Annotated in this window: 21 protein-coding genes and 1 riboswitch; of the genes, 12 read left to right on the plus strand and 9 right to left on the minus strand. The window is 53.0% G+C overall.

What is annotated here, in order from left to right:
- Nucleotides 1–102: 102 nt before the first annotated feature.
- Nucleotides 103–396, plus strand: coding sequence for a hypothetical protein (locus SK3146_RS20440; protein ID WP_249860553.1), 294 nt, complete (start codon nucleotides 103–105; stop codon nucleotides 394–396).
- Nucleotides 397–563: 167 nt separating this feature from the next.
- Here the strand turns inward: SK3146_RS20440 and SK3146_RS20445 are convergent, their stop codons facing one another.
- Complete coding sequence (locus tag SK3146_RS20445) at nucleotides 564–1,061, minus strand: GNAT family N-acetyltransferase (RefSeq protein ID WP_249860554.1); 498 nt, start codon at nucleotides 1,059–1,061, stop codon at nucleotides 564–566.
- A gap of 265 nt (nucleotides 1,062–1,326) precedes the next feature.
- Here SK3146_RS20445 and SK3146_RS20450 point away from each other — a divergent pair, with 265 nt between their 5' ends.
- The 5 genes from SK3146_RS20450 (at nucleotide 1,327) to SK3146_RS20470 (ending at nucleotide 7,320) form a co-directional block, all read left to right on the plus strand.
- Nucleotides 1,327–2,166: a sulfurtransferase gene (locus SK3146_RS20450; RefSeq protein WP_249860555.1), complete on the plus strand. Its 840-nt coding sequence runs from the start codon at nucleotides 1,327–1,329 to the stop codon at nucleotides 2,164–2,166.
- A gap of 419 nt (nucleotides 2,167–2,585) precedes the next feature.
- Nucleotides 2,586–3,437, plus strand: coding sequence for a nucleotidyltransferase family protein (locus tag SK3146_RS20455; RefSeq protein ID WP_249860556.1), 852 nt, complete (start codon nucleotides 2,586–2,588; stop codon nucleotides 3,435–3,437).
- A 401-nt stretch (nucleotides 3,438–3,838) separates the two neighbouring features.
- Complete coding sequence (locus SK3146_RS20460; RefSeq protein WP_249860557.1) at nucleotides 3,839–3,988, plus strand: hypothetical protein; 150 nt, start codon at nucleotides 3,839–3,841, stop codon at nucleotides 3,986–3,988.
- Between the two features lie 195 nt (nucleotides 3,989–4,183).
- The gene (locus SK3146_RS20465) at nucleotides 4,184–5,041 is read left to right on the plus strand and encodes a stalk domain-containing protein (protein ID WP_249860558.1); all 858 of its coding nucleotides are present in this window, start codon (nucleotides 4,184–4,186) and stop codon (nucleotides 5,039–5,041) included.
- Nucleotides 5,042–5,208: 167 nt separating this feature from the next.
- A complete protein-coding gene (locus SK3146_RS20470) occupies nucleotides 5,209–7,320 on the plus strand; it encodes a methyl-accepting chemotaxis protein (protein ID WP_249860559.1) in 2,112 nt (703 codons plus the stop codon).
- 101 nt (nucleotides 7,321–7,421) lie between these two features.
- Here SK3146_RS20470 and SK3146_RS20475 read toward each other — a convergent pair whose 3' ends face one another.
- Nucleotides 7,422–8,447, minus strand: a complete 1,026-nt coding sequence (locus SK3146_RS20475; RefSeq protein WP_249860560.1) for a LacI family DNA-binding transcriptional regulator — start codon at nucleotides 8,445–8,447, stop codon at nucleotides 7,422–7,424.
- Nucleotides 8,448–8,729: 282 nt separating this feature from the next.
- Between SK3146_RS20475 and SK3146_RS20480 the strand changes: the two genes are divergently transcribed.
- From SK3146_RS20480 to SK3146_RS20490, 3 genes are all read left to right on the plus strand, one after another.
- Complete coding sequence (locus SK3146_RS20480; RefSeq protein ID WP_249860561.1) at nucleotides 8,730–9,785, plus strand: 2,3-butanediol dehydrogenase; 1,056 nt, start codon at nucleotides 8,730–8,732, stop codon at nucleotides 9,783–9,785.
- Nucleotides 9,786–10,197: 412 nt separating this feature from the next.
- Complete coding sequence (locus tag SK3146_RS20485; RefSeq protein ID WP_249860562.1) at nucleotides 10,198–10,842, plus strand: DUF2306 domain-containing protein; 645 nt, start codon at nucleotides 10,198–10,200, stop codon at nucleotides 10,840–10,842.
- A 355-nt stretch (nucleotides 10,843–11,197) separates the two neighbouring features.
- Nucleotides 11,198–11,647, plus strand: a complete 450-nt coding sequence (locus SK3146_RS20490; protein WP_249860563.1) for an SRPBCC family protein — start codon at nucleotides 11,198–11,200, stop codon at nucleotides 11,645–11,647.
- A 167-nt stretch (nucleotides 11,648–11,814) separates the two neighbouring features.
- Here the strand turns inward: SK3146_RS20490 and SK3146_RS20495 are convergent, their stop codons facing one another.
- Nucleotides 11,815–12,297: an STAS domain-containing protein gene (locus tag SK3146_RS20495; RefSeq protein ID WP_249860564.1), complete on the minus strand. Its 483-nt coding sequence runs from the start codon at nucleotides 12,295–12,297 to the stop codon at nucleotides 11,815–11,817.
- A 316-nt stretch (nucleotides 12,298–12,613) separates the two neighbouring features.
- Between SK3146_RS20495 and SK3146_RS20500 the strand changes: the two genes are divergently transcribed.
- Nucleotides 12,614–13,156 (plus strand): NADPH-dependent FMN reductase, encoded by a 543-nt coding sequence (locus SK3146_RS20500; protein ID WP_249860565.1) that lies wholly within the window; start codon nucleotides 12,614–12,616, stop codon nucleotides 13,154–13,156.
- A gap of 418 nt (nucleotides 13,157–13,574) precedes the next feature.
- Here SK3146_RS20500 and SK3146_RS20505 read toward each other — a convergent pair whose 3' ends face one another.
- The 3 genes from SK3146_RS20505 to SK3146_RS20515 form a co-directional block, all read right to left on the minus strand.
- The gene (locus SK3146_RS20505; protein ID WP_249860566.1) at nucleotides 13,575–14,042 is read right to left on the minus strand and encodes a C40 family peptidase; all 468 of its coding nucleotides are present in this window, start codon (nucleotides 14,040–14,042) and stop codon (nucleotides 13,575–13,577) included.
- Nucleotides 14,043–14,047: 5 nt separating this feature from the next.
- Nucleotides 14,048–14,185: riboswitch (cyclic di-AMP (ydaO/yuaA leader) on the minus strand.
- Nucleotides 14,186–14,627: 442 nt separating this feature from the next.
- On the minus strand, nucleotides 14,628–15,443 hold the full coding sequence (locus SK3146_RS20510) for a hypothetical protein (protein ID WP_249860567.1): 816 nt from the start codon (nucleotides 15,441–15,443) through the stop codon (nucleotides 14,628–14,630).
- Nucleotides 15,444–15,457: 14 nt separating this feature from the next.
- Nucleotides 15,458–17,629 (minus strand): M1 family metallopeptidase, encoded by a 2,172-nt coding sequence (locus tag SK3146_RS20515; protein WP_249860568.1) that lies wholly within the window; start codon nucleotides 17,627–17,629, stop codon nucleotides 15,458–15,460.
- A 43-nt stretch (nucleotides 17,630–17,672) separates the two neighbouring features.
- Between SK3146_RS20515 and SK3146_RS20520 the strand changes: the two genes are divergently transcribed.
- Both SK3146_RS20520 and SK3146_RS20525 read left to right on the plus strand, forming a co-directional pair.
- Complete coding sequence (locus SK3146_RS20520; RefSeq protein ID WP_249860569.1) at nucleotides 17,673–17,861, plus strand: hypothetical protein; 189 nt, start codon at nucleotides 17,673–17,675, stop codon at nucleotides 17,859–17,861.
- Nucleotides 17,862–17,878: 17 nt separating this feature from the next.
- Nucleotides 17,879–18,394 (plus strand): YwhD family protein, encoded by a 516-nt coding sequence (locus tag SK3146_RS20525; protein ID WP_249860570.1) that lies wholly within the window; start codon nucleotides 17,879–17,881, stop codon nucleotides 18,392–18,394.
- A 155-nt stretch (nucleotides 18,395–18,549) separates the two neighbouring features.
- Here SK3146_RS20525 and SK3146_RS20530 read toward each other — a convergent pair whose 3' ends face one another.
- The 3 genes from SK3146_RS20530 to SK3146_RS20540 all read right to left on the minus strand — a co-directional run bounded on the left by SK3146_RS20530 (nucleotide 18,550) and on the right by SK3146_RS20540 (nucleotide 20,805).
- The gene (locus SK3146_RS20530; RefSeq protein ID WP_249860571.1) at nucleotides 18,550–19,293 is read right to left on the minus strand and encodes a metallophosphoesterase family protein; all 744 of its coding nucleotides are present in this window, start codon (nucleotides 19,291–19,293) and stop codon (nucleotides 18,550–18,552) included.
- A gap of 80 nt (nucleotides 19,294–19,373) precedes the next feature.
- Entirely contained in the window at nucleotides 19,374–19,940 is a 567-nt protein-coding gene (locus tag SK3146_RS20535; RefSeq protein WP_249860572.1) for a GNAT family N-acetyltransferase, read from the minus strand.
- 19 nt (nucleotides 19,941–19,959) lie between these two features.
- The gene (locus SK3146_RS20540; RefSeq protein WP_249860573.1) at nucleotides 19,960–20,805 is read right to left on the minus strand and encodes a SanA/YdcF family protein; all 846 of its coding nucleotides are present in this window, start codon (nucleotides 20,803–20,805) and stop codon (nucleotides 19,960–19,962) included.
- Nucleotides 20,806–20,836: the final 31 nt, after the last annotated feature.

The following is a 20,836-nucleotide window of genomic DNA, read 5'->3' on the forward strand; positions in this document are numbered from 1 at the left end:
TCAAATGCTTTATTTCCGTCGGGTTGCATGAGAAGGATTTTTCAGGTTAAAATGCTTAATAAGCTTTTTCATTCCATTTCCATCCGGAAGGACTGAACTGATATGGGCGTTAAATTTGCACGCGAATATAATGACATTATTGACGATTTCACCCAAGCTTTACACAGCATCGACGAATGTTACGAGTTTCTGGAGATGACTTCGGAGGACTGGAACGGGCTGGATAACGAAGAGCGCCGGGAATGCATCAAGACGCTGGCCGACGATTTGTTCTACGGTCTCGGCACCGAGTCGAAAATGCGGGTAGGCAGCTGCACCGTCAGCCATGACCGCGAGAAGCATGTCATTGTGATTTATCATGAAGACCAATTGATCAGCGTCGTTTATTTATTGTAAGCGTTTGAAGTACCGCGGCGCATCCGTCGGTCGGCTGGACAGCCTATGATCCGCGCGGAGGTGCCAGTCCGAACAAGTTGGCGGGCGAACCGGCCTGAATCGGCAGCGTCGAGGCGAGCGCCGGGAGCCGCGGCATTTCGGGGAGGCGTTTGCCGCCCGCGGCGGCATTAGACGGAAGCTCCTGAGTGCTTCCACACCATGCAGTGAAAGGGCTCCATGCCTGTCGGCGTCATTCGTTCATAAGTGTCCGTATGGACAAATCCGGCTTTCTCATAGACGCGGTACGCGCGAATATTCCAAATCAGCACCTCCAAATCAATCTCATCGGCAGGTGCTCTTCGTGCGGCTTCGGCGGCGATCGCCCGGACAAATTCGGCCCCGTAGCCTTGACCGCATAATTCGGGCCGCATCCCGAGACCGAGGCGGGTGACGCCGACCATTGGAAAAAATTGGGCGAAGCCCACCAATTCTCCATCCGTATCCAGGACAGCGCGGTATTGCTCCTCCCGCAGCTGAGGATCGGCGAACTCCTCTTGTTTCTTCAGCATTTCCTCCCATGAGGGCCAATTATAAATATCGTAAGGTACGGGGTACCTCCAAGTGCATATGTCGCGGCAGTGTTTTTCCGTCAAAGGGATGATTCGTAATTCGGCAGCTGTATTCACGGAGGAATCGACCTCTTTTCCAGTTTATTTCCATACTTATTGTACCTACAGAGAGCCCGTTTGTCGACCGGAGCCTCTAGGCCGATTGTCGTCTTGTATAAATCCGTATTTTGCTGCACCCTTATTCCGTGTATACTAGAGTATAAAAACATCCAAGTCCGGTGAGCTTTCGATCCGGAGGAGCCGCCGGCATGACCGGAACGGACCCGGAGCGATACCGCATTTCGCCAGGCTTCCAAACTCCAGTAAAGGAAGTGAGCTTTCGATGCAGCATATCGTAAGTCAGGAATGGTTGTTCGAGCATGGAACAGACGAGCATATCGTGATTGTAGACTGCCGGTTTGCTCTCGGTCATCCGCACTCAGGAGCCGAGGCATACGCCGCTCTGCATATTCCAGGGGCCGTGTACTTCGACCTGGAGGAAGATATGTCCGCCGCCAAGAGCGCGCACGGCGGGAGACATCCGCTGCCGGATTGGGAGGCGTTTGCCGCCAAGCTCGGCAAAGTCGGAATCGGCCGCGACTCGACCGTGATCGCCTACGACGATCAGGGGGGCGCGATGGCCTCGAGATTCTGGTGGATGCTGCGCTATCTCGGGCATGAGAAGGTGTATGTGCTCGACGGGGGCTTTGCGCGTTGGAAGGAATCCGGCTATCCGGTAACCGACGAGCCGCCCGCTGCGCATCACGAGACGACGTTCACGCCGAAGCCGCAAGAGCATCTTGTGCTAAGTATGGAGGAAGTGAAGGAGCGGATCGGCCGGCCGGGAACCGTGCTGATCGATTCCCGCGAAGAGCGCAGGTATTTGGGGCTGGAGGAAGCGATCGATCCGGTCGCCGGACATATTCCGGGAGCGAAGAACTACTTTTGGAAAGACAGCCTGGACGATCAAGGCGGCTGGAAGGACGGAGCGAAGCTGCGCGAACGGTTCGCCGCGCTGCAGGACGCCGATGAAATCGTCGTCTACTGCGGCTCCGGAGTGACGGCCTGCCCGAACGTGCTGGCTCTGGCCGAAGCCGGCTTGCCCAATGTGAAGCTGTATGCGGGGAGCTGGAGCGACTGGGTGTCTTACAAGGACAATCCGGTGGCGACGGGGAAAGAGTAAGGGGCTAGAAAGCCGCGTCGGACGCGGATTGGAGGGCCGTGACAGGCTTGGGACGAGTGACCTGCCTGTTGCGGCCCTCTTTGGGCTTTTCTGTCGATATCGCATATGTTAAAATTGCAATAGAAAGACCGAGTGCGGCGAACACTCGGCCTATACAATTGGCTTGGATGGGATGCCCTTCAAGTTCATGAATAGCGTAAAAACCCACCTTTGGCCGCTAAACCTTGGGGTGGGTTTTTACTTTCTCTTATAGTTGTTCGCGATGGCTTCACCTCCTTTTGAAGGGAAACCACGCCCAACCAAGATTCAATTGTACAACCCTATCTTAACGCTTGTTCAGTATGCGATCAAGCCTACAGCTGATCTTTGTGGCTTCTTCGTTATCATGCAGTATAATTCGTAACAAGGAAGTGAGATCTATGGAAGCGCAGCATATTATCTCCAATATCGTCGACAGTTTAAAGCAAGTCACCGGAGTGAGCGCCCTGGTACTTGGCGGTTCAAGAGCAAGGGGGACTGAAAGCCCCAACTCGGATATTGACATCGGTATTTACTACGATTCCGGCAAAGTGCTGGACATAACCGGGCTTCGCCGGGTTGCGGCTGCATTGGATGACGATCATAGAGCAAATTTAGTGACGGAAATAGGCGGCTGGGGACCATGGATTAATGGCGGCGGCTGGCTGAAAGTGAATCAGACTCCGGTCGATTTTTTATTCCGCGATCAAACCAAAGTGTCGCAAGTAATTGAGCAATGTGTCGGGGGAGATATCACCATTGACTATCAGCCAGGGCATCCCCACGGATTTGTCAACTCGATTTATTTTGCTGAGATAGCATTATGCAAAGTGTTATGGGACCCTTCGGGGATTATAGGACAATTGAAAAGTAGAACCATTCCATACCCATCGGCTTTTCAAAAAGCGATCATTCAAAAATTTTATTGGGAAGCAAGCTTTTCTTTGGAAAATGGATATAAAGGGATCTACAAAAAAGATTTATCTTATATCGCCGGATGCTGTTTCAGGTCGGCAGCTTGCTTGAATCAGGTTTTGTTTGCAATTAATGAAACCTACTTCATGAATGAGAAGGGGGCTGCTGCCATTGCCGATTCGTTTGACGTGGCGCCAAGCGATTACTCCCACAGAATCAATCGCATTTTTACCTTGCTTTCAGCAGAGCAAGACGGCTCGAGGAAAGCTATAGGCCTGCTGCGTGAACTAATTGATGAAACGGATCATCTCATGAAAACCAAAATGCCCCCGAACTAATCTGTTTTGGAGCCCTCAGGGCACAGGGGGATGGAGGTAAGAAGCTGGGGCGGCTGGATGACTTATAAAGGTAACCCGTTGGCGACGGGGAGGCAAACTATACACGATGAGAAGTTGGCGTGCAGCGCTTTTAAAGGCTGTGCGCCTTTTTTTGATGTTGAAGGAGCGGGGCTGAAGAGGAAGCATTCGCTTCGCTTTACGGTCACGTAATGATTTTTCAAGTGCATCCAAAGATTATCGGAGCGCCGTATTTCCCTGCGAAATCCGGCGTTTTGCGTTGTCACGAATTGATTATAGGCGGTAAACGGGGGACCCGATAAGATAAATAGCGAGGCAACCAACACTACGAAAAAAGAGGTGTGAGACATTGAACAACCGGGACGCAAGCGCTGTCCGCGTATTTGACGCCGGACGGGCTGCTGGGCGGCGCCGCGCAGCATAATGCCGGCGGCATGAAGCTGCAGCGCGGCGGCTATCGGGTCATCTCCCAGATGGGGTTAGGCTTATGGGCGCAGCTGTATGCGTATGTGAATGCGGAGCGGGGGGCGTAGCTATGGGAATGAATCGGCCGCAAAGGTTTAAAGCTGGCGGAGACCGCTCTATCCGCTGGCAATTTGGGAAAATTAGCGAAACTAAATTCAACTGCCGGCGTCTCATGGTAATAAATTCATTTTGTTACTTATTAAGGGGTGTGCTGCGAGTTGAAAAACTTTTTGATAGGCATGATATTTGGAGTCGTTATTTCATTGGCAGCGGCGGTGTCCGCTTCGGATTCTATCCGGGCGACGATCTTCCCGGTCAATTTCGATATCAACGGGCAGACTCGTCAGCTGGACGGCGAGTATTCCGTTCTCAACTATAACGGCCATATTTATACGCCGGTGCGATTTATAGCGGAAAGCTTAGGCGCGGTCATCGATTATGATGCCGATAAGAAGCAAGTATGGATAAAACAAGGAGACCTCGCTTTATATGATCGCAATTTCAGCGGCTTCTATGTCGGAAATTTAATTGCTGTAAAAGAGGGGACGCGTACAAAAGTAACCGGGCAAATGAAAGTACAAACTCTTCTGGAGGAAGAAAACGCGGTCGAAGCCAGTCTGACGTTTTACAATAACAAATCGGAGGTGATCGGCATAGCCGGAATTTCATCTCCTAGCTTAGGGAGGAACGTGCAAACCTTCGAAAGTTACGCCGATGGAGATATTACCGGCTATACGACGGTAACCCTGAACATAAATGCAATCAATGGCCGGGTAATCGGCGAAAATACCAGCCTCAACGATACAAAAATCCCTTTGACGCAAATATTGAATAATGATTTCAATCATATTGCTCGAATTGAGATTCGATATATGGATCGATCTCTGCTTGAAATTAAAGACAGCGACGTTATTGACGATATCGCTGCAAGGTTGAAAAGCGTGGAGTTATTAACCGCCTTACATCAAGATAAAACGGCAGGCTGGATGTATTATATGGACATTTATACGGGAGAAGAGAAGGTGAGGTATATCAACACTTTGCAGTTAAACGGCCGCAGATACCTACATTCCAGCGCAACCGATTCACTGGATGCATTTATTCTTAGTTTGCAGAAATAAACCTTGTTTCCCGGATACTGTGAGTGTTCAATGGTTTGCCTCCATTTCGAGGTGTGGTTGTGATAAAAATCACATCGCTAAATTTTTCCGCTTCTTACAATGTAAACAATCACTTGCTGGACAGCTTGTAAAGAAAGTCGGGATGACTACGTTTGGAGGACACCACGATGACGATGAAACATTTATTTGTTCCGGGAATTACTGTTTTAAATCGGTTTAGTTACAAGGTCAAATTTCTGCTGATCGGGAGCTTACTGGGATTAATTCTAATCGCCGCGGCTTATTGGATCGTTAGTCAGCTGAATCAGCGTATCGACAACGACCGGAGCAGGGTCGAAGCTATCGCCGCCAATCAGAGCGTAACGGTCTTAATCGATCTAATGCAGCAGCACCGCGGCACGGGCACGATCTATTTAAACGGGGACAAGTCGGTGCAGGACAAGCTGAAGCAGCTGGAAAATCAAATCGGCCAAGCGATCGGCGGAGTGGATGAAATAAACAAGACGTCAGGCAGCCGCTATGCCATGAACGAAAGATGGGGCGGGTGGAAAAACGATTGGAGCAGCCTCTCGTCCAAGTACATAAGTTTAACGAGCGCGGAATCGTTCGAGGCTCATTCGCAGCTCATCGACAGCTTGTTGATCATGCTGACCGAAATCGGCAGCAGGTCGGGGTCTTTTTTAAGCGATGATCTGATGGTCGATTATATGAGCAATAATGTGTACACTACGGCGCCTTATCTGATGGAGAAGATGGGACAGGCCCGCGGGCTGGGCTCGGGAGCCGTAACGGCTAAGAAGGTCACCCCGGAGCAGCAGAAGTCGCTTACTTCGCTGCATGCGCAAATCGAGGTATATTTTGAGCGGATGAAGCTGGAGATGGGCAATGCGCTCACTCAGGATGCGGCAGCATCAGAAGCGGTGAAGCCATTTTACGATCAAGCCCGCGGTAGCACCGATACCTTTTTTACGATGCTGGATAAGGATGTGTTGGGCGCGCCTTCCATTACGATTGCATCGGCTGACTACTACGATACGGCGACCGGCGCGATTAGCCGCACGTATCAATTGCACCAAAAAGAGCTGGAGCTGCTTGCGGGCAAGCTGCAAACCAATATCCGCGAGATGAGCGGCGTCAGAGCGGGATTTATAGCGGTCATCGCCGTCCTGCTGCTAGCTGCGCTCTATGGCTTCGTAGCTTTTTATTTCTCCGTATCGGATGCGGTGAAACGGCTGAAAACGGCAGCGCAAGCTGTAGCCTCCGGGAATCTGCACGCCCGGGCGGACCTTCGCACGAGGGACGAAATGCGCGAGGTTTCCGTTGCTTTTGACGCTATGGCATCCAATCTGCAAGAGGTGATCGCTCAAATCCGTACGAATTCCGTGGAAGTGGCGCGGCTGTCCGGCGAGCTGGCCGAAGGGGCCAAGCAGCAGGCAGGCGCATCCCAACAAACCGCCGCCCTTATTCAGGAGGTTGCGGCGGGAGCCGAGGAGCAGATGGCGAGCTTCGACGAGAGCCGCAAGGCGATGGCGGAGATGGCCGGCGGCGTTCAACGGGTTGCAGAGGCAACGTCGCAGGTGGCGGAAATATCGCAGGACGCGAGCGGTCTGGCACAGCGCGGGCTTGCCTTGGTGCGGCAGACGATCGACCAAATGGGCAGTATTGCGAACTCATCCCAAGCGACGGATAGAGCAATTCATGCGCTTATCGAGCATTCAGGGCAAATTAGCAGCGTCGTCGATTGGATTGCCGGGATCGCGTCCCAAACGAATTTGCTGGCGCTTAACGCCTCTATTGAAGCGGCCCGCGCAGGAGAGCAGGGCAGAGGCTTTGCGGTCGTTGCCGGAGAGGTGCGCAAGCTGGCGGAGCAAACGCAGCATTCCGTGCAACAGATTGCGGGGCTTGTTGAAATCATTCGCAGCCATTCCGCCGGCGTGAAGGAAGCCACGAGCCAAGGGTTGATGGAAGTGGAGCGCGGTGCGGAGTCCGTGCGGGAATCCGTCGAGCTATTCGAGGCCATTCTGGAAGGAACGCGGCATGTTTCCGGCCAAGTGGAGGAAACGGCGGCCGTGTCCGAGCAAATGTCCGCAGGAACGGAGGAAATGCTCGCCTTTACGGAGGAGCTGGCCCGCATCTCCGCCCACGCGGCGAATCAGGCTCAAGGGGTGGCGGCTGCTACGGAGGAGCAGCTGGCCCAGACGGAGGTTTTCTCCGAAATGGCGCATCGCCTGGGCGAGATGTCGGGGGGATTGCAGCGAATGATTCAGCATTTTAAATAGTCTCTAGACATAGAAGGCAGCGGCAGGGGCGAATCTGTCGCTGCTTTTGTTAGGCTGCCGTTCATGATAGGTTTCCGCAGTTTGTTTTCTGCCGGTCCGGCTCAGTTCTTGGCATATTGATTCATTTTGACGGTAGATTCTCTTACGATGAGCCGCGGCTCGAATTCCACCCGCTCATATCCCGTCGTATTCGGATACTGGATGCGCTTGAGCAGCAGCTCCGCCGCGAGTCTGCCTACTTCGCTGCCCATGATGGAGACGGAAGTGATCTGCGGCGTCGTCACCGTCGCCCACAGATTGTTGTCGATGCCCGCCACCGCCACGTCCTCCGGTACTCGCACTCCGAGCTCCTTGAGCCGGTTGACGATGCCGATAGCTACCATGTCGTTCACTGCGTAGATCGCGTCCGGCATATTTTTGAGGCTGTAAAAATAGTTCGCCGCCTGGCGGCCCGTTTCAAACGAGAAGTCCTCTCCGAAATAGACGAGCGACGGGTCGACATGATTCAGCGACTGCTCATAGGCAAAATAACGCTCCTCGATCTTCTGCTTCGGCGCGCCGGCATAAGCGATTCGGCTGCGGCCTACTTGCTGCAGATGCTCCATTACAAGCTTGCCTTCCTGGCGCGCCATACCGACAATATCCGCGTTTAACTCCTCGCTCATTTTTTTACCGTAATTAATGACAGATACCGGAATGCCCGCCTGATTGATCATCGGCTCCAGCTGTTTAGGGTAGGCCAAGGGCATTATGACCAGCCCGTCCACATGCAGCTTCTCCAGCTCCCGCAGCGTCTCCAACTCAAGCATCGCGTTGCCGAGCGTGTTGATCTGCACGACCCGGTATCCGTGCTGCTTGGCGGCTTGCTCGACCGACCAGGCGATATCCGGAATAATCGCATTGCGAATATCCGGGACAGCCAGCGCAATCTGGCGCGTTTGGCGAATCTTCAGGCTTTGGGCCGAGGTGTTGGGAATGAAGCCCATCTCCTCAACGACCTGCAAAATTTTGGCCTTCGTCTTGGCGCTGATGCCTGTATGATTGTTAAGCGCCCGGGATACGGTGGCGATGCCGACGCCGGCCCGTTTGGCGACATCCTCGATCGTCAGCTTTTTGGTGTTCGTCATAAGGGAAGGTTCCTTTCGTTCCGGAATCGTTTCCATGGTATTTCTGACTATTCTCTTATCTATTCTTTATTATAGCATAGCGAATCCACTGCAAAACGAGTGAAGCAGCGAAAGCGACCGAGTCATTATTAACGCGGGAAAAATGCGCCCGGGGAACGATTTGTCATTTGACAGTTTGACGTAATTGTGACATGATAGTTACCGGAAACGTTTCCTATAACGGCTTTCAAAATGGGAAAGCCCTATCAATTATTTCTTAATTCCTACAGGGAGATGACGAATATGCAAGCGTTAAGATGGCATGGTGTGAAGGACTTGCGGGTAGAAACGATCGATGAGCCTGCTCCTAAGAAAGGACAGGTCAAAATTAGAATCGAGGCATGCGGCATTTGCGGAAGCGATCTGCATGAATATGCGGCAGGTCCTATTTTTATTTCTGAAGGTACACCCCATCCACTGACGAATGAAAAAGCGCCTATCGTTATGGGGCATGAGTTTTCCGGCCAAATCGTAGAGGTCGGTGAAGCGGTAACCCGGTTTCAAGTCGGCGACCGCGTGGTGGTCGAGCCTGTTTTCTCATGCGGCACATGCGATTCTTGCAGACACGGCAAATACAATCTTTGTGAAAAAATGGGTTTCTTAGGCCTCGCCGGAGGAGGCGGAGGCTTCTCTGAGTATGTCGCGGCGGATGAGCACATGGTCCATAAAATTCCGGACAGCCTTTCTTACGAGCAAGGGGCTCTCGTCGAGCCGTCCGCCGTTGTGCTCTATGCCGTCCGTTCGAGCCAGCTGAAGGTGGGCGACCGCGCGGTGGTGTTCGGGACAGGCCCGATCGGATTGCTGCTGATCGAAGCTTTGAAAGCATCCGGCGCTTCCGAGATTTATGCCGTCGAGCTGTCCGAAGAAAGACGCAACAAAGCCGCCGAGCTGGGCGCCGTTGTGCTGAATCCGGCAGACACTGATGTGGTCGCGGAAATTCAGCGCCTAACCGACGGCGGAGCGGACGTATGCTATGAAGTGACAGGCGTTCCTGTCGTATTGAACCAGGCGATCGCTTCGACCAAAGTAAGCGGTCAAATTATGATCGTCAGCATTTTCGAGCGCGAGGCGTCGATTCATCCTAACCTAATCGTGCTGAAAGAACGCAATATTGCCGGCATTATCGGCTACCGCGATATTTTTCCGGCCGTGATCAGCCTGATGGAGCAAGGCTACTTCCCTGCGGATAAATTGGTGACCAAACGGATTGCGCTCTCCAATATTGTGGAAGAAGGCTTCGAGGCGCTGATTAAAGAGAAAAGCCAGATCAAGATTATCGTGTCCCCGAAGAGCAAGTAATATAAGCGCGGAACATAAAGCATTCATTCTTTCCTTTGTAAAATAAATAGCGGGTATGCGCACAAGCGCGCTGCACCCGCGCCAACGACGAAGAGGGAGCCTATCGAGGCTCCCTTTAGCGTTTTCTAATGAAAAGCCGCCTGGAAGAACTTAGGGCTTGGTTACCCTTCAACAATCGCCTGCACGCCATAGGCGTTGCCATTCGGGCCGTCGATTTTCTTCGGAGCCGCCTTGGCAGATGATGACTGTTCTCAGCCGATTTTACCTATGGACCCGTAGCCCAAGCGGATGTGATACGGATTGTTGCTAAATTGACAGACAAACGGAGCCCGTTTCTAGGTAAAATGGAAGTGCGGCCTGCCGCTGAATAGGGGAAGGGGCTTTGAGGCTCCTCAGATCGAGGTACACTACAATGACCAAAACAAAGCTGATGTACCGCTTCATGATGATTGCAGTCATGGGACTCATTATCTATTTTATATATATGAATTTTATAAAAGATCCCGGAGCGTCCGCATTTCTAAGCCATAAAACCGGGGCAAAGCGGCCCGTGCAGCTTCCTGTCTGGCTTCCGGTCATGTATGTCCATGTTGCGTTCGCCTGCTTGGCGATGCTGACGGGCCTCATTAATTTTTCCAGGCTGATCTGGGAGAAGCGCCGCAGGGTTCACAGATGGAACGGCTACGCGTATTTGCTTAGCGTCGTTATCGTAGACGTCACCTCCGGGTACATGGCTCCTTATGCGACCGGAGGCAAGCTTACCAGCATCGCCTTTAACCAACTAAACGCTTATTGGCTGATCGTGACGATTGCGGCGCTGGTCATGGCCAAAAAGAAGCGGATCGACCGCCATCGGAGATGGATGCTCCGAAGCTACGTTTTCTGCTTTACGAACGTGCCGATTCATTTCATTACCTGGGTTTGCTATGCCGGAGTGGGGCTTTCCTATACGGTGAGCTATACGATCGGTGTGTATGGCGCAATCGTGCTGCTCGTGCTGCTTGCGGAGCTGATCGTTCGGACGGGTTTTAAGCAGAGCGGATTGTCGAATCTTTGAAAAAAAGAAGATGCCCCATTGCGAGGCATCTTCGCGTTTTTTTTGAACGCGGTTATGAAGTCAAGTTAACGTTCAGGTGCGTTTATATGATGTATTAAGCAGCGGCGATAATGCCATTGGACTGGAGGATTGTCTGCGAGTAATCGTCTGCAGGACGTTGGGAAGCGTGTCGAAAAAAGGCCAGCCCTGGCGGCCGTGCCAGGAGTTACGTTATTAGCATTGATCGGGAAGAGAACGGTGTCCGTGCCGATTCTTTTGTCGCGTTTTTACAATACCTGCCGTCCCCCAATTCATATAATAGAGACGCTGGCTTAGTGAAGCTTGCACCATTCCATCAATGAACGGAGGACATGTCTTGGATCTTAAATATGTCATTTATGTCGGAGCAAAGCCTGAGGACGTTTGGAACATTTTTGTAAAACCCGAAGCGACGAAAGCGATCTTCTTCGGCTCTACGCTCGAGTCGACCTTCGAAGTCGGAGCGCGGTATGAATATGTCGGACCAGGCAGTGAAGGGGATGAGACCGTGCATGTGTACGGCGAGGTGCTGGCGTTCGAGCCGTATCGGCTGATGAGCTTCACCGAGCATCCCGGGCCGTCTTACCGCGACAACCATGAGGAGCTGGAGACGCGAGTCACGCTGACTCTGGAGACGGTGGGGGGCAGCACCAAGGTGACGCTGATCAACGATCAATGGCCGGAGAATCATCCTTCTTACGAGAATACCAAAGAGAGCTGGCCGATGATTCTCAGCAATATCAAATCGTATGTGGAGACAGGTAAAACGCTCGATTTCGGCTGGTAAACCGAAGCGAACAAACTGAGGCTGCCGGAATAAAGGAAGAGCCCCGCGTAGGGGAAGGGATAGGGCTGTAATAAGCTGAAAGCGGCTTAGTGCAGCCTTTTTTGCGTGTTTAACGCGTAACATAAATCATAAGTTCGATTTGATCCAAGAAGCTAAGTTAACTAGGGCTAGAAAGTAATCCGCGCTGCCTTCGGTACGGCATGGGGGTTATCCGAACTGCTTACGCGCTGCTCAATAGCGTATTCGTCGGGATAGATCATTATATAGCGGGTTATCCCGACGAGGCGAAACAAGGCTCCGCATGACGGATGCAAACCGTGGGCAAACACCCGCGAACCGTCGTCCGTAACGGCCCGGGCCAAGCGAACAAGCACGGACAGGCCGCCGCTGTCGACATACCCGACTTTTTGAAAATTGATAATCAGCGTCGTAGATCCGCCTCTTAATCGGGTTCGCTCATCGCGATAGGTCAGCAAATCGGCTTCGGCTTCCGCTGTTACATTCCCGCGAAGCTCCAAGACGAGCGAGGTTTTCGAATGCTTGCCTTGGATCAAGAGCGGGCTGTCGTTATGCGGGAGCTTCTTGTCTTCGGGAGATCTCCCGCCAGAGCTTGACGCTTCCTTGCCGGCGAATGCGGCATTCTCCAGCAAGAACTGCTTCGTTTCCGGAAGAGGCTGGCTTCCCAGCTCGTACTTAAGCTTTCTTGGCTGGTTCCTGCTCGGAGTCGTTACGTTCGGTATCGGGTTGATTTGGATAATTCCGTATTTTTACGCGGCTCCGGCCGCTTGACTCTCTCATTAACGTGACGGTTTATAATGAAGCGATCCGCCGAGGGAGAATTGGAACGGATTAAGCGGTCGCCTGTGTAGAGGGATTCTCCAAGAGCGAGTGGATATCTCTATCGACCGCAGGCCACGAATGAATCACTATACTTTTAGAGGCGGGAAAAGAAGGAGGTATTTCAAAGTGACGAACATTGTAACGATTTCCGGCAGCCTGCGTAAACAGTCATGGAATACGGCGCTGCTGAAGGCTTGCGCGGCGTTGGCGCCGGAAGGGATGAAGCTGTCGTTATATGAAGGGATAGGAGACTTGCCGCATTTTAACCCGGAAATGGATGGGGATGAGGCGGTTGCAGCCGTCGTATCTTGGCGGGAAGCGCTTCGCGCAGCCGATGCCGTCCTTGTCTGCACGCCGGAGTACGCCGCGGGAGTTCCGGGAAGTCTCAAAAACGCCTTGGATTGGATCGTATCGTCCGGGGAGTTCCTCGGCAAACCGACTGCGGTTATCAGCGCTTCTCCGTCTGCTGCGGGCGGCGAGAAGGCGCACGCTTCGCTGCTGCTGACGCTCAATATAATGAGCGCCCGCATTCCGGACGGGGCTTCGCTGCGAATCCCGTTCATCAGTAAAAAGCTGGATGCACAAGGAGGCCTCACCGACCCGGATATGGAAAAGGATCTTCGGCTTCTGCTTAACGCATTAAGCGATGCCGTTTCGAGTCCGCAGTAAGGCGATGCCGGCGCCCTCGAGTGTCTGTCCGAACGGCTGCACCGCCTGAGGCAGAGTGGTGACGGCATCCCGTTGCCACCCCGTTCGGGGGCCTTTACCTTCTTTACTGCAGGGGGATTTCAAAGGCAGCCGTACCTTAGTGGGAAACGCTAGGATCATGTCTTAGTACCTCCTAATAAAAAATGCTTCCAAAATGGAGTTATTCTAGCTATAATGAAGAAAAGCTCCTATTCGGAGCTTTGCCAACGAAGTGTGGTCCTGCGTAAGAAGCAGCCTGTCATACCGTTAAGGACCGCCTCCAGAGCGAGCTAGCGCAAAGGCATACTTTAACGAAAAAAAAGCCCTTAAGGCTTGTCCGGCACGTGGGGCGTGACGGAAACAAACGCTTAAGGGCTGCATGAAGGAACCACTCGAAATATTACTTGTCGGTCATCACTTGCTGATACTGGTCGTCCGACAAAATGCGCTTTGCGGTTACGAAGCGTTTCGTATAGTACGAGTCGCTAAGCTTGGTTACCGTAACGCCTTTGTTTGTCGCGGAATGGTAGAACTTACCGTCCCCGACGTAGATGCCGACATGAGAGATTCCTTTGCCATCCGTGTTATAAAACACGAGATCGCCAGGGCGAAGATCATCTTGGGCTACTGTCGTACCGATTTCTGCTTGTCCTTTTGACGTGTGAGGCAAGTCGATATCGAATTTTGCGAAAACAAAGGAAGTGTAGCCTGAGCAGTCGAAGCCCTTCGTCGTGGTTCCTGCCCACTTATAAGGCACTCCAAGTTCTTCGTTCACGGCTTGACTTAGCGGCGTTTCCGCAAAAGCGCTTCCTGCTTGAAAGCTGCAAAACAGTGCCACAGATACGGCAAATCCAAACAACTTCTTCAAAAGAAATAGTCCCCTTCCGGTGCCTACGAGGTTAGCTTAAGGGTTCGGTTGAAGGTTCCCTATGATCACTTTAAGACGAGATCAATTCACCCGGGTCTGGATCCCCCGTTTCCCAATCTGTGGAAATTCGGCAATATGTACGATTTTTTTGAGTCGAATACAATATTTCGATGAAAACCGCATTTTTCCTTCCGCTGTCACAAAAAATTCACAATTAATGCGTATTTTTTGAAACCTTTTAGAGTCGAACCATGAACATACAATAAATGTAAGGGTTTTCCTTGGGGAATGAACGAAAATTTCGCTGCAGAGGCAAGGGGAGACAGAAGAGGTTTCGACAAATGCCGATAGACTTTGACAAAAGGAAGAATGAGAAGCTAGGGGCGTTTTGCGAAGGCCTATGGATATAGGCCCTAAGGCACTGGATTTTGTAAGGGGATAGGCATGTCCGGAACATACCGGAGCTATTTTGATGCGATAAAATAAAAAAACCTTCCTTCATCACTGTAATTGTGATTCGGGAAGGTTTTTCTTACGTTCGGTCGCAGGCTCGCGCCGGGAGGCGATTGCCGGATGGCCGGAGCTCTATTCGCTCTTGGCGCTCCACAGGGCATACTGCGTCGAGATAGCCCATAGCTTGCAGAACATATGGATCAATCGGTACACCTGATAGCCGAGCAGGGCGAGAAAGCCGGTCCAGATCATAGCGGAGGCCATAACGGCCGTGGACACGGCCAAGATGACGATGAGCAGAGCTGCCGCAAGCACCAGGATCGGGAACAGATTGCGCAGGAGAAGTGTTAGAGCGAAAAGCGACGATTTGCCGCTGATCCGCCCGAACTGCAAATACATGAAGACCGTCTGCATGAGGAAGGTATACACTCCGTAGGCGATGAGCAGCGGCAGCACTTCCTGCGCGATGGCATAGATGGTGGCGTGTTTGCCGTAAATATCGACAGTCTTGGGTACGAGCCAATACAGAGGCGCAAGCTGCAAAGCGATCTGAAGGACGTACAGGAGGAAGAAGGGGAGGGCGAACTCCCTCATGCCCTGTACGAAGCGGTAGCCGGCGTTCAATTCGGTATGCTGCAGGGAGTAGTACACCCCGGCGTTAAGCAGCGGGCTCAGCAGCATGCGTGCGATAAGCAGGCACAATCCCCATCCGACATAGCTGTCGATAAGATCGGTCTTCATCAGCTGAAACTGTCCTTCGATCCAGAACATGTGGACGGCTTGCCGTTCCAGCTCCGGGCCCGGGTAGCGGTGGAGCAGGGGAACAATGATCGAGCGGATCATTTCATAGAGCGCCAGTCCCCACAATAAATTGTAGATGAATAAGGTGCAAACGACGAATGGCTGGTTCCAGGTCAGATGCCAACCGTTTTTTACCGTTTTCCACATAGGTACCGTTCACCTCACCATGCGACCCATCCGAATAAGGTCTCGATTAATTTGACGACTCCCAGATTCCAGCGAATCGACAGCTTGGAATCGACATTCGTTTTCATAAAGCTGTTAATTCGTTTGTTCTCCAGCACGATGGAATGCTGCGAATCGACGACCGCATAATCCAGCGGAGCCGTATGGTTCAGCTTGAACAGCACATCCGCGTCGATGCCGTCCCATGTTTTATCGATCTGCGAGCCGTCGGCGAAATGGAAACGGATCGGGACGTTATTGTATGTGCCGCCGAACTTTTGAATGCGTACGGTGTTTTCGTACATCGGTTGCCCGTCTCGGACGACCTTCTTCGACTGAATGTCCGTCACGGCATAGTCGACCATCAGCCCTCCGTAAATATATTGATCGAAAAAGGTGCGCCAGCTCGTTTTGGTCACATCCTCCAGCACCTTCTGAAAGTCTTCGGTCGTCGGATGCTTGAATTTCCAGCGTTGAAAATACGTTTTCATCACGCGGTCCATCGTATCTCGGCCGACCTGCTGCTCGATCGATTTGAGCACAAGCTTGGCTCGGGTGTACACATTTTCCGCGTATTGATTGTGTCCGGCATAGCTCCAGGAATTTTGCTTCAGCGCTTCGGGGGCAGTGATGTAGCTCGATTCGACGGTCAGGTTCGGCTTCACGCCGTATTCCAGCTCCATCAGCTTATCCTCCGCGTAGGAGGTGAAGCCTTCGTCGAGCCAAGCCTCCTCGAATTCGTTGCTGGCGACCATGCCGTACCAGAATTGATGACCGATTTCATGGACGATGACCCGTTCGAGCTCCAGGTCGGGCTGATCGTCGGCGGCGCCCCAGCCGGTAACGAGGGTCGGGTATTCCATTCCTCCCGCGCCGTTGCCGTCCGCCGGAGGAACGACGATGGATAGCGTCGAGTAAGGGTAAGTGCCGTACCATTGCGAATAGCGGGCGAGCGCTTTTTTGGCCGCGGTCATGTAGCGGGTTTTCAAATTTTCGTGCTTGGGATCGAGATACAGCTTAATGCGTACTCCCGGGATTTGCGCCGTGGCGTACGGCTCCTCGTAATAAATGAAATTCGGCGAAGCGGCCCAAGCAAAATCGTGCACATCGTCCGAGTAGAACGAATAGGTTTTCGTCTTGCCGTCGTCGACCGGCGATTTTGTCGGGAAACCGGTGGCCGCCACCGTGTAGTTGCTGGGCACCTTGATGCGGACGTCGTAAATACCGAAATCCGCATAAAACTCGGAGTTGCCGTGATATTGATGCAAATTCCAGCCTTCGTCGCTTCTTCCCCGCACGCCCTTGGGCTCGTAGACGGCGATTTTGGGGAACCATTGGCCCGCCATAATAAAATCTCCGGCATAACCCATGCGGGCGAATACGGCCGGGAGCTTGACCGAGAATACGGATTTGAGCGTAATTTTCTCTCCGCCGCCCACAGGCTTCGGCAAAGTAACCTTGATCAGAGTGCGGTCATCCTTGTTCCCGTCATCGGGCTGAACGTACTCGACCCGGGAGAGAAGCTCCTCGCCGTCGAGCGTCTTCATACTGCTGAGTTCCATCCCGCCGACGCTGTTCTCGCTGCTTTTATCCTCGCGCAGCTTGCCGCCCGATTCTCTCATGAACGTCGTCTTTTTGGAATTGAACGCGTTGGGATACAGATGAAAGTACAGCTCCTGCACGGGAAGGTTCCCGGGGTTTTTCCACGTGAGCGTCTGGGTGCCGGATAGCGACTTGGCGTCGGCGTCGAGCTCGACGTTCATATGATATTCTACGATGCGATTGCTGAGCGGCTGCGGGGCGGGCTTCTCCACCGGCTTGGCCGGCAGACTGGGCGGTGCGGGAGGCAAGCCCGGTTCGTTCAGCAGCGCGGCTGCGGGCTTCGCCAGCGGCTGCGGCTGAAGCCCGAGCGAGGAGCCGTCGGCTTGGGATAAATCATATTGAAACGTTGGAAATTCAGGCTCTCCTTTGACGGAGGAGGAATCGAAAGTAACGGGATTTGGCGCCAGAGAGCCGATCAAGTTCGTACCTTGCCCTATGTCGGAGAAGAGAGTGAGTTGCGCCTCAGGATGGCCAGCCGGCAGGGCTTGGCTTACAAACGTGGCTCCGCTGGCTAGTACGATAACCAAACACCATTGCGCAAGTCGGTTGCCAAAAACATTTTTCATCTATTTTTCACCCCGTTGACAAGCATCTACAGCATGTATATGTTTGTGGGACGAGGATTATTTCTACCGGCCGGAAAAGAAATTTTGCAACCCCGGCAGGACGCTTTGCGCCGATCCGGTGCAGGCGAGAGACATCGGCGGCGCAGCCGGAAAACCATATTTTTTCGGATGCACTGGAAATGAGGGTCGCTTTTTAGATAAAATAGAAGAAGTGAGCAATGTTATCTTGTAAAATGGATGGTGCCTTCGATGGATATAAATAAAGACCAGGCGGCGGAGAAGCCGAAGAAATTAAATTCCTTGAATATCGTGGCGGGCAAAAAGGAGCATAAAGGCTTCGGAGCCGGATCGATCGACTTAAGCCAATTGTCCAGCGTCATTATCGACGGAGACGAGGCTTATTTGGATATGGGCGCTCTGCACGCGAAGAGCAAGGTGGAAAAGGGAATCAAGTTTTCGACGAACAAGGAGGACGTGCCGAACGGACGTACTTGCTGGATCGTATGGGTAGCGGCGGACCGCCGCGAAACCGGCTCGTATTATGCCGGAGTGACCGCTTGCGAAATGACGGTGGACCCGGAAGCGCGACGCGGGTGGAAAATATTGGCCGACCATGTCAACCGGATGGACTATGCGCTAAAACGCCGCATTATGGTCGATAACTTGGGAGATCGCGAGAAGGCCGCGCTAACAAAATTGCTGATGGAGTACAACCCCGACATGTGGAAAAACTCCGATGAGACGCTAAAGGAAGCGCTGGCATAAATTGTGTACATTATGTGACTTCCATTGTATAAGGTAGCGAGAGCGATGTATACTAATCCTCAGTATATGCAACATATACTAGGACAGCAAAGAGGCAGACCGCGAGGTCTGCCTCTTTGTGCTGCTTCCGGCCGGATGGTCCCGGTTTGCGGGGGTCATTCGTTCTTCAGTCCGCGGTAGCGCGCGGTTCGCAGCTCGCGAACGTAGGGCTCCAGCTGGGGCATCTCCGCCTGCTCCGCCATTTTGACGGCCAGCTCAATGTCGTAAGGGACGCGCAGCAGTTGAATGGAAAAAGGCGCAGCGCTCTGACTATCGACGACCCCTTCCAAAATGGCGTAGGACGCGGAAGCCATATCGAGCGGGTTACCCACGCTTCCCGTATTGAACAGGGTGCGGCCATTCAAATTTTGCATATAAGCGTTATGAATATCTCCATACCCGACGACATCCGGCAGCGATTCGCCGTAAGGCGATCCGGTGCTGTCCGTATTGCCGAACATCGCCAATCGGCTTTCGATCGAATCCCACGGCTGCACGCGGGTGTAGACGCTGACGGGAGAAGCGTGAAAGAGCCGGATTCGCTTGCCGCTCATCGTGAAGTCGTAGGAGAACGGCAGCGTCTTGAGCCAGTCCAGCCGATCCGCACCCAAACGCCGCTGATGCCAGCGAAGTTCCTCGTTACCGTCCGGCTTGGCCATCAGATGGTCCCAGTTGCCCATAATGACGAGCTCGCAGGACTCCCGAATCCGGTCGACCGATTCCGCCGGGTTAGGACCTTTGCCGACCAGATCGCCCAGGCAGTACAATGTTTTGATGCCGCGCCGGACTATATCGTCCAGGACAGCCTGAAGCGCGGGAATATTGCCGTGGATGTCCGAGATGACAGCTATTTGTTGCATATGCAGCCCTCCTTGACCATCTGATAAAATACGTTTGCCCTATCATCCGGAATAAGTGCGTTGCCGTCTGGCGCGAAGCGTTAGAGCGGGTCATCCGGTTCATATCCGAGATCCTCGGAAGTGACCGCATAAATGTTATGATCCTCCCATACCCCATGAATATGCAAATAGTTTCGGGCTAAGCCCTCATAGCGGAAGCCGGCCTTCTCCAGCACGCGAATGGAAGGGGTATTGCGCGGCATGACCGCTCCCTGCACCCGATGCAGCTTCAATCCGCACAAGGCGTGCTGTACGGCCAGCTTCACCGCCAATGTCATATACCCTTTGCCGGCAAAGCGGCAATCCATATAGTAGCCGATGTTGGCGTTCTGCCACGGCCCCCTAAACACCGACGTCAAGGAGATGCGTCCGATGAGCCGGTCTCCTTCACAGAGGAAAATACCGAAAATGTAACTCTTATCGTGCTTCGAGTCAAGCAGATTTTGGCGGATTTGTTCTTCCTGAAAGGCTAACGTAAATTGATCGTCCGGACGCAGCGGCTCGAAGGGCCGGTGATAATCCCGGCTTGCCGCGCGCAGCTCCTGCAGCGCGGGAGCGTCGGTTAAGTCCAGAGGCCGAAGATAAATGGAGCCGGATTGCAGCAGCATGCCGCAGTTCTCCTTTCGTTTACGGACGCTTGCCGTCCAGGGTCTCTCTTCCATCCGCCGACGAGACGGGGATCGGGTCGCCCAAATAAGTGGGCTTCGGCTTCAGCAGATGGACGTACAGGAAATCTTTGTTGCGGGCCAGCACCTCTCTTGCTTCATAGCGCGGCATGCCGGCATACCGCTGCTTGTCCGAGGCGACGCCGTAAGCGTCCAAGCCCATCTGACGAGCCTCGTATACCGCGCGCATCAGATGGTACTGCTGGGTAACGATAAGCAGCTTCTTCGTCTGGAAAATATCCCTGGCTCGATACATGCTCTCATAGGTGCTGAAGCCGGCGTGGTCCATGAAAATATGCTGCGCTGGAATATTTCTTTGCTCCAAAAATCGCCGCATCGTGTTCACTTCGTCGTACGTGATCTGGCCGTGATCGCCGCTGACGATGAATTTGGAAGCTTTGCCCGCCTTGTGCAGCTCAAGCCCGACCTCGAGCCGGTCATTCAGCATGCTGGATACCGAGCCGTCCGGGTATACGCGCGCTCCGAGTACAAGGATGGCGTCGGCTTCGGGAGCATCCTGAACGCCGACAATATAAGGCGCTGCCGCAGATTGCACGTACGCGTTGATGCCGAGCGCGCAGGCGACCGGAGCGGCCAACAGCAGAATAAGCAGCAGCAGCACTTTTTTATTCCATAATAAAGGATTTGCACTGCGAAGCAAGTCCGCTGTTTTCCGGCCGCTTCGCATACCCGAATAGCGCCGCGGAATCAGCGGCCGCAGCTCCGGCCGGCCTGCGCTGCGTTTCCGGCTCCTTCGAAACCGGGCGGCCCAATTCGCAATGATGCTGCGTAACCTTAGTTTCAACATACGGATTATCATTCCCTTTAGCTTACTATGG

The organism is Paenibacillus konkukensis (assembly GCF_023523925.1).
Lineage (GTDB): Bacteria > Bacillota > Bacilli > Paenibacillales > NBRC-103111 > Paenibacillus_S > Paenibacillus_S doosanensis.

Excerpts from the sequence above, each read along its gene's own strand:
- SK3146_RS20535 (WP_249860572.1), bottom strand. The coding sequence starts at position 19,940 with ATGCTGCTGCAATCCGGCTCCATTTATCTTCGGCCTCTGGACTTAACC.
- SK3146_RS20450 (WP_249860555.1), top strand. The coding sequence starts at position 1,327 with ATGCAGCATATCGTAAGTCAGGAATGGTTGTTCGAGCATGGAACAGAC.
- SK3146_RS20440 (WP_249860553.1), top strand. The coding sequence starts at position 103 with ATGGGCGTTAAATTTGCACGCGAATATAATGACATTATTGACGATTTC.
- SK3146_RS20540 (WP_249860573.1), bottom strand. The coding sequence starts at position 20,805 with ATGTTGAAACTAAGGTTACGCAGCATCATTGCGAATTGGGCCGCCCGG.
- SK3146_RS20455 (WP_249860556.1), top strand. The coding sequence starts at position 2,586 with ATGGAAGCGCAGCATATTATCTCCAATATCGTCGACAGTTTAAAGCAA.
- SK3146_RS20525 (WP_249860570.1), top strand. The coding sequence starts at position 17,879 with ATGGATATAAATAAAGACCAGGCGGCGGAGAAGCCGAAGAAATTAAAT.
- SK3146_RS20480 (WP_249860561.1), top strand. The coding sequence starts at position 8,730 with ATGCAAGCGTTAAGATGGCATGGTGTGAAGGACTTGCGGGTAGAAACG.
- SK3146_RS20485 (WP_249860562.1), top strand. The coding sequence starts at position 10,198 with ATGACCAAAACAAAGCTGATGTACCGCTTCATGATGATTGCAGTCATG.
- SK3146_RS20510 (WP_249860567.1), bottom strand. The coding sequence starts at position 15,443 with ATGTGGAAAACGGTAAAAAACGGTTGGCATCTGACCTGGAACCAGCCA.
- SK3146_RS20475 (WP_249860560.1), bottom strand. The coding sequence starts at position 8,447 with ATGACGAACACCAAAAAGCTGACGATCGAGGATGTCGCCAAACGGGCC.
- SK3146_RS20530 (WP_249860571.1), bottom strand. The coding sequence starts at position 19,293 with ATGCAACAAATAGCTGTCATCTCGGACATCCACGGCAATATTCCCGCG.
- SK3146_RS20470 (WP_249860559.1), top strand. The coding sequence starts at position 5,209 with ATGACGATGAAACATTTATTTGTTCCGGGAATTACTGTTTTAAATCGG.
- SK3146_RS20515 (WP_249860568.1), bottom strand. The coding sequence starts at position 17,629 with ATGAAAAATGTTTTTGGCAACCGACTTGCGCAATGGTGTTTGGTTATC.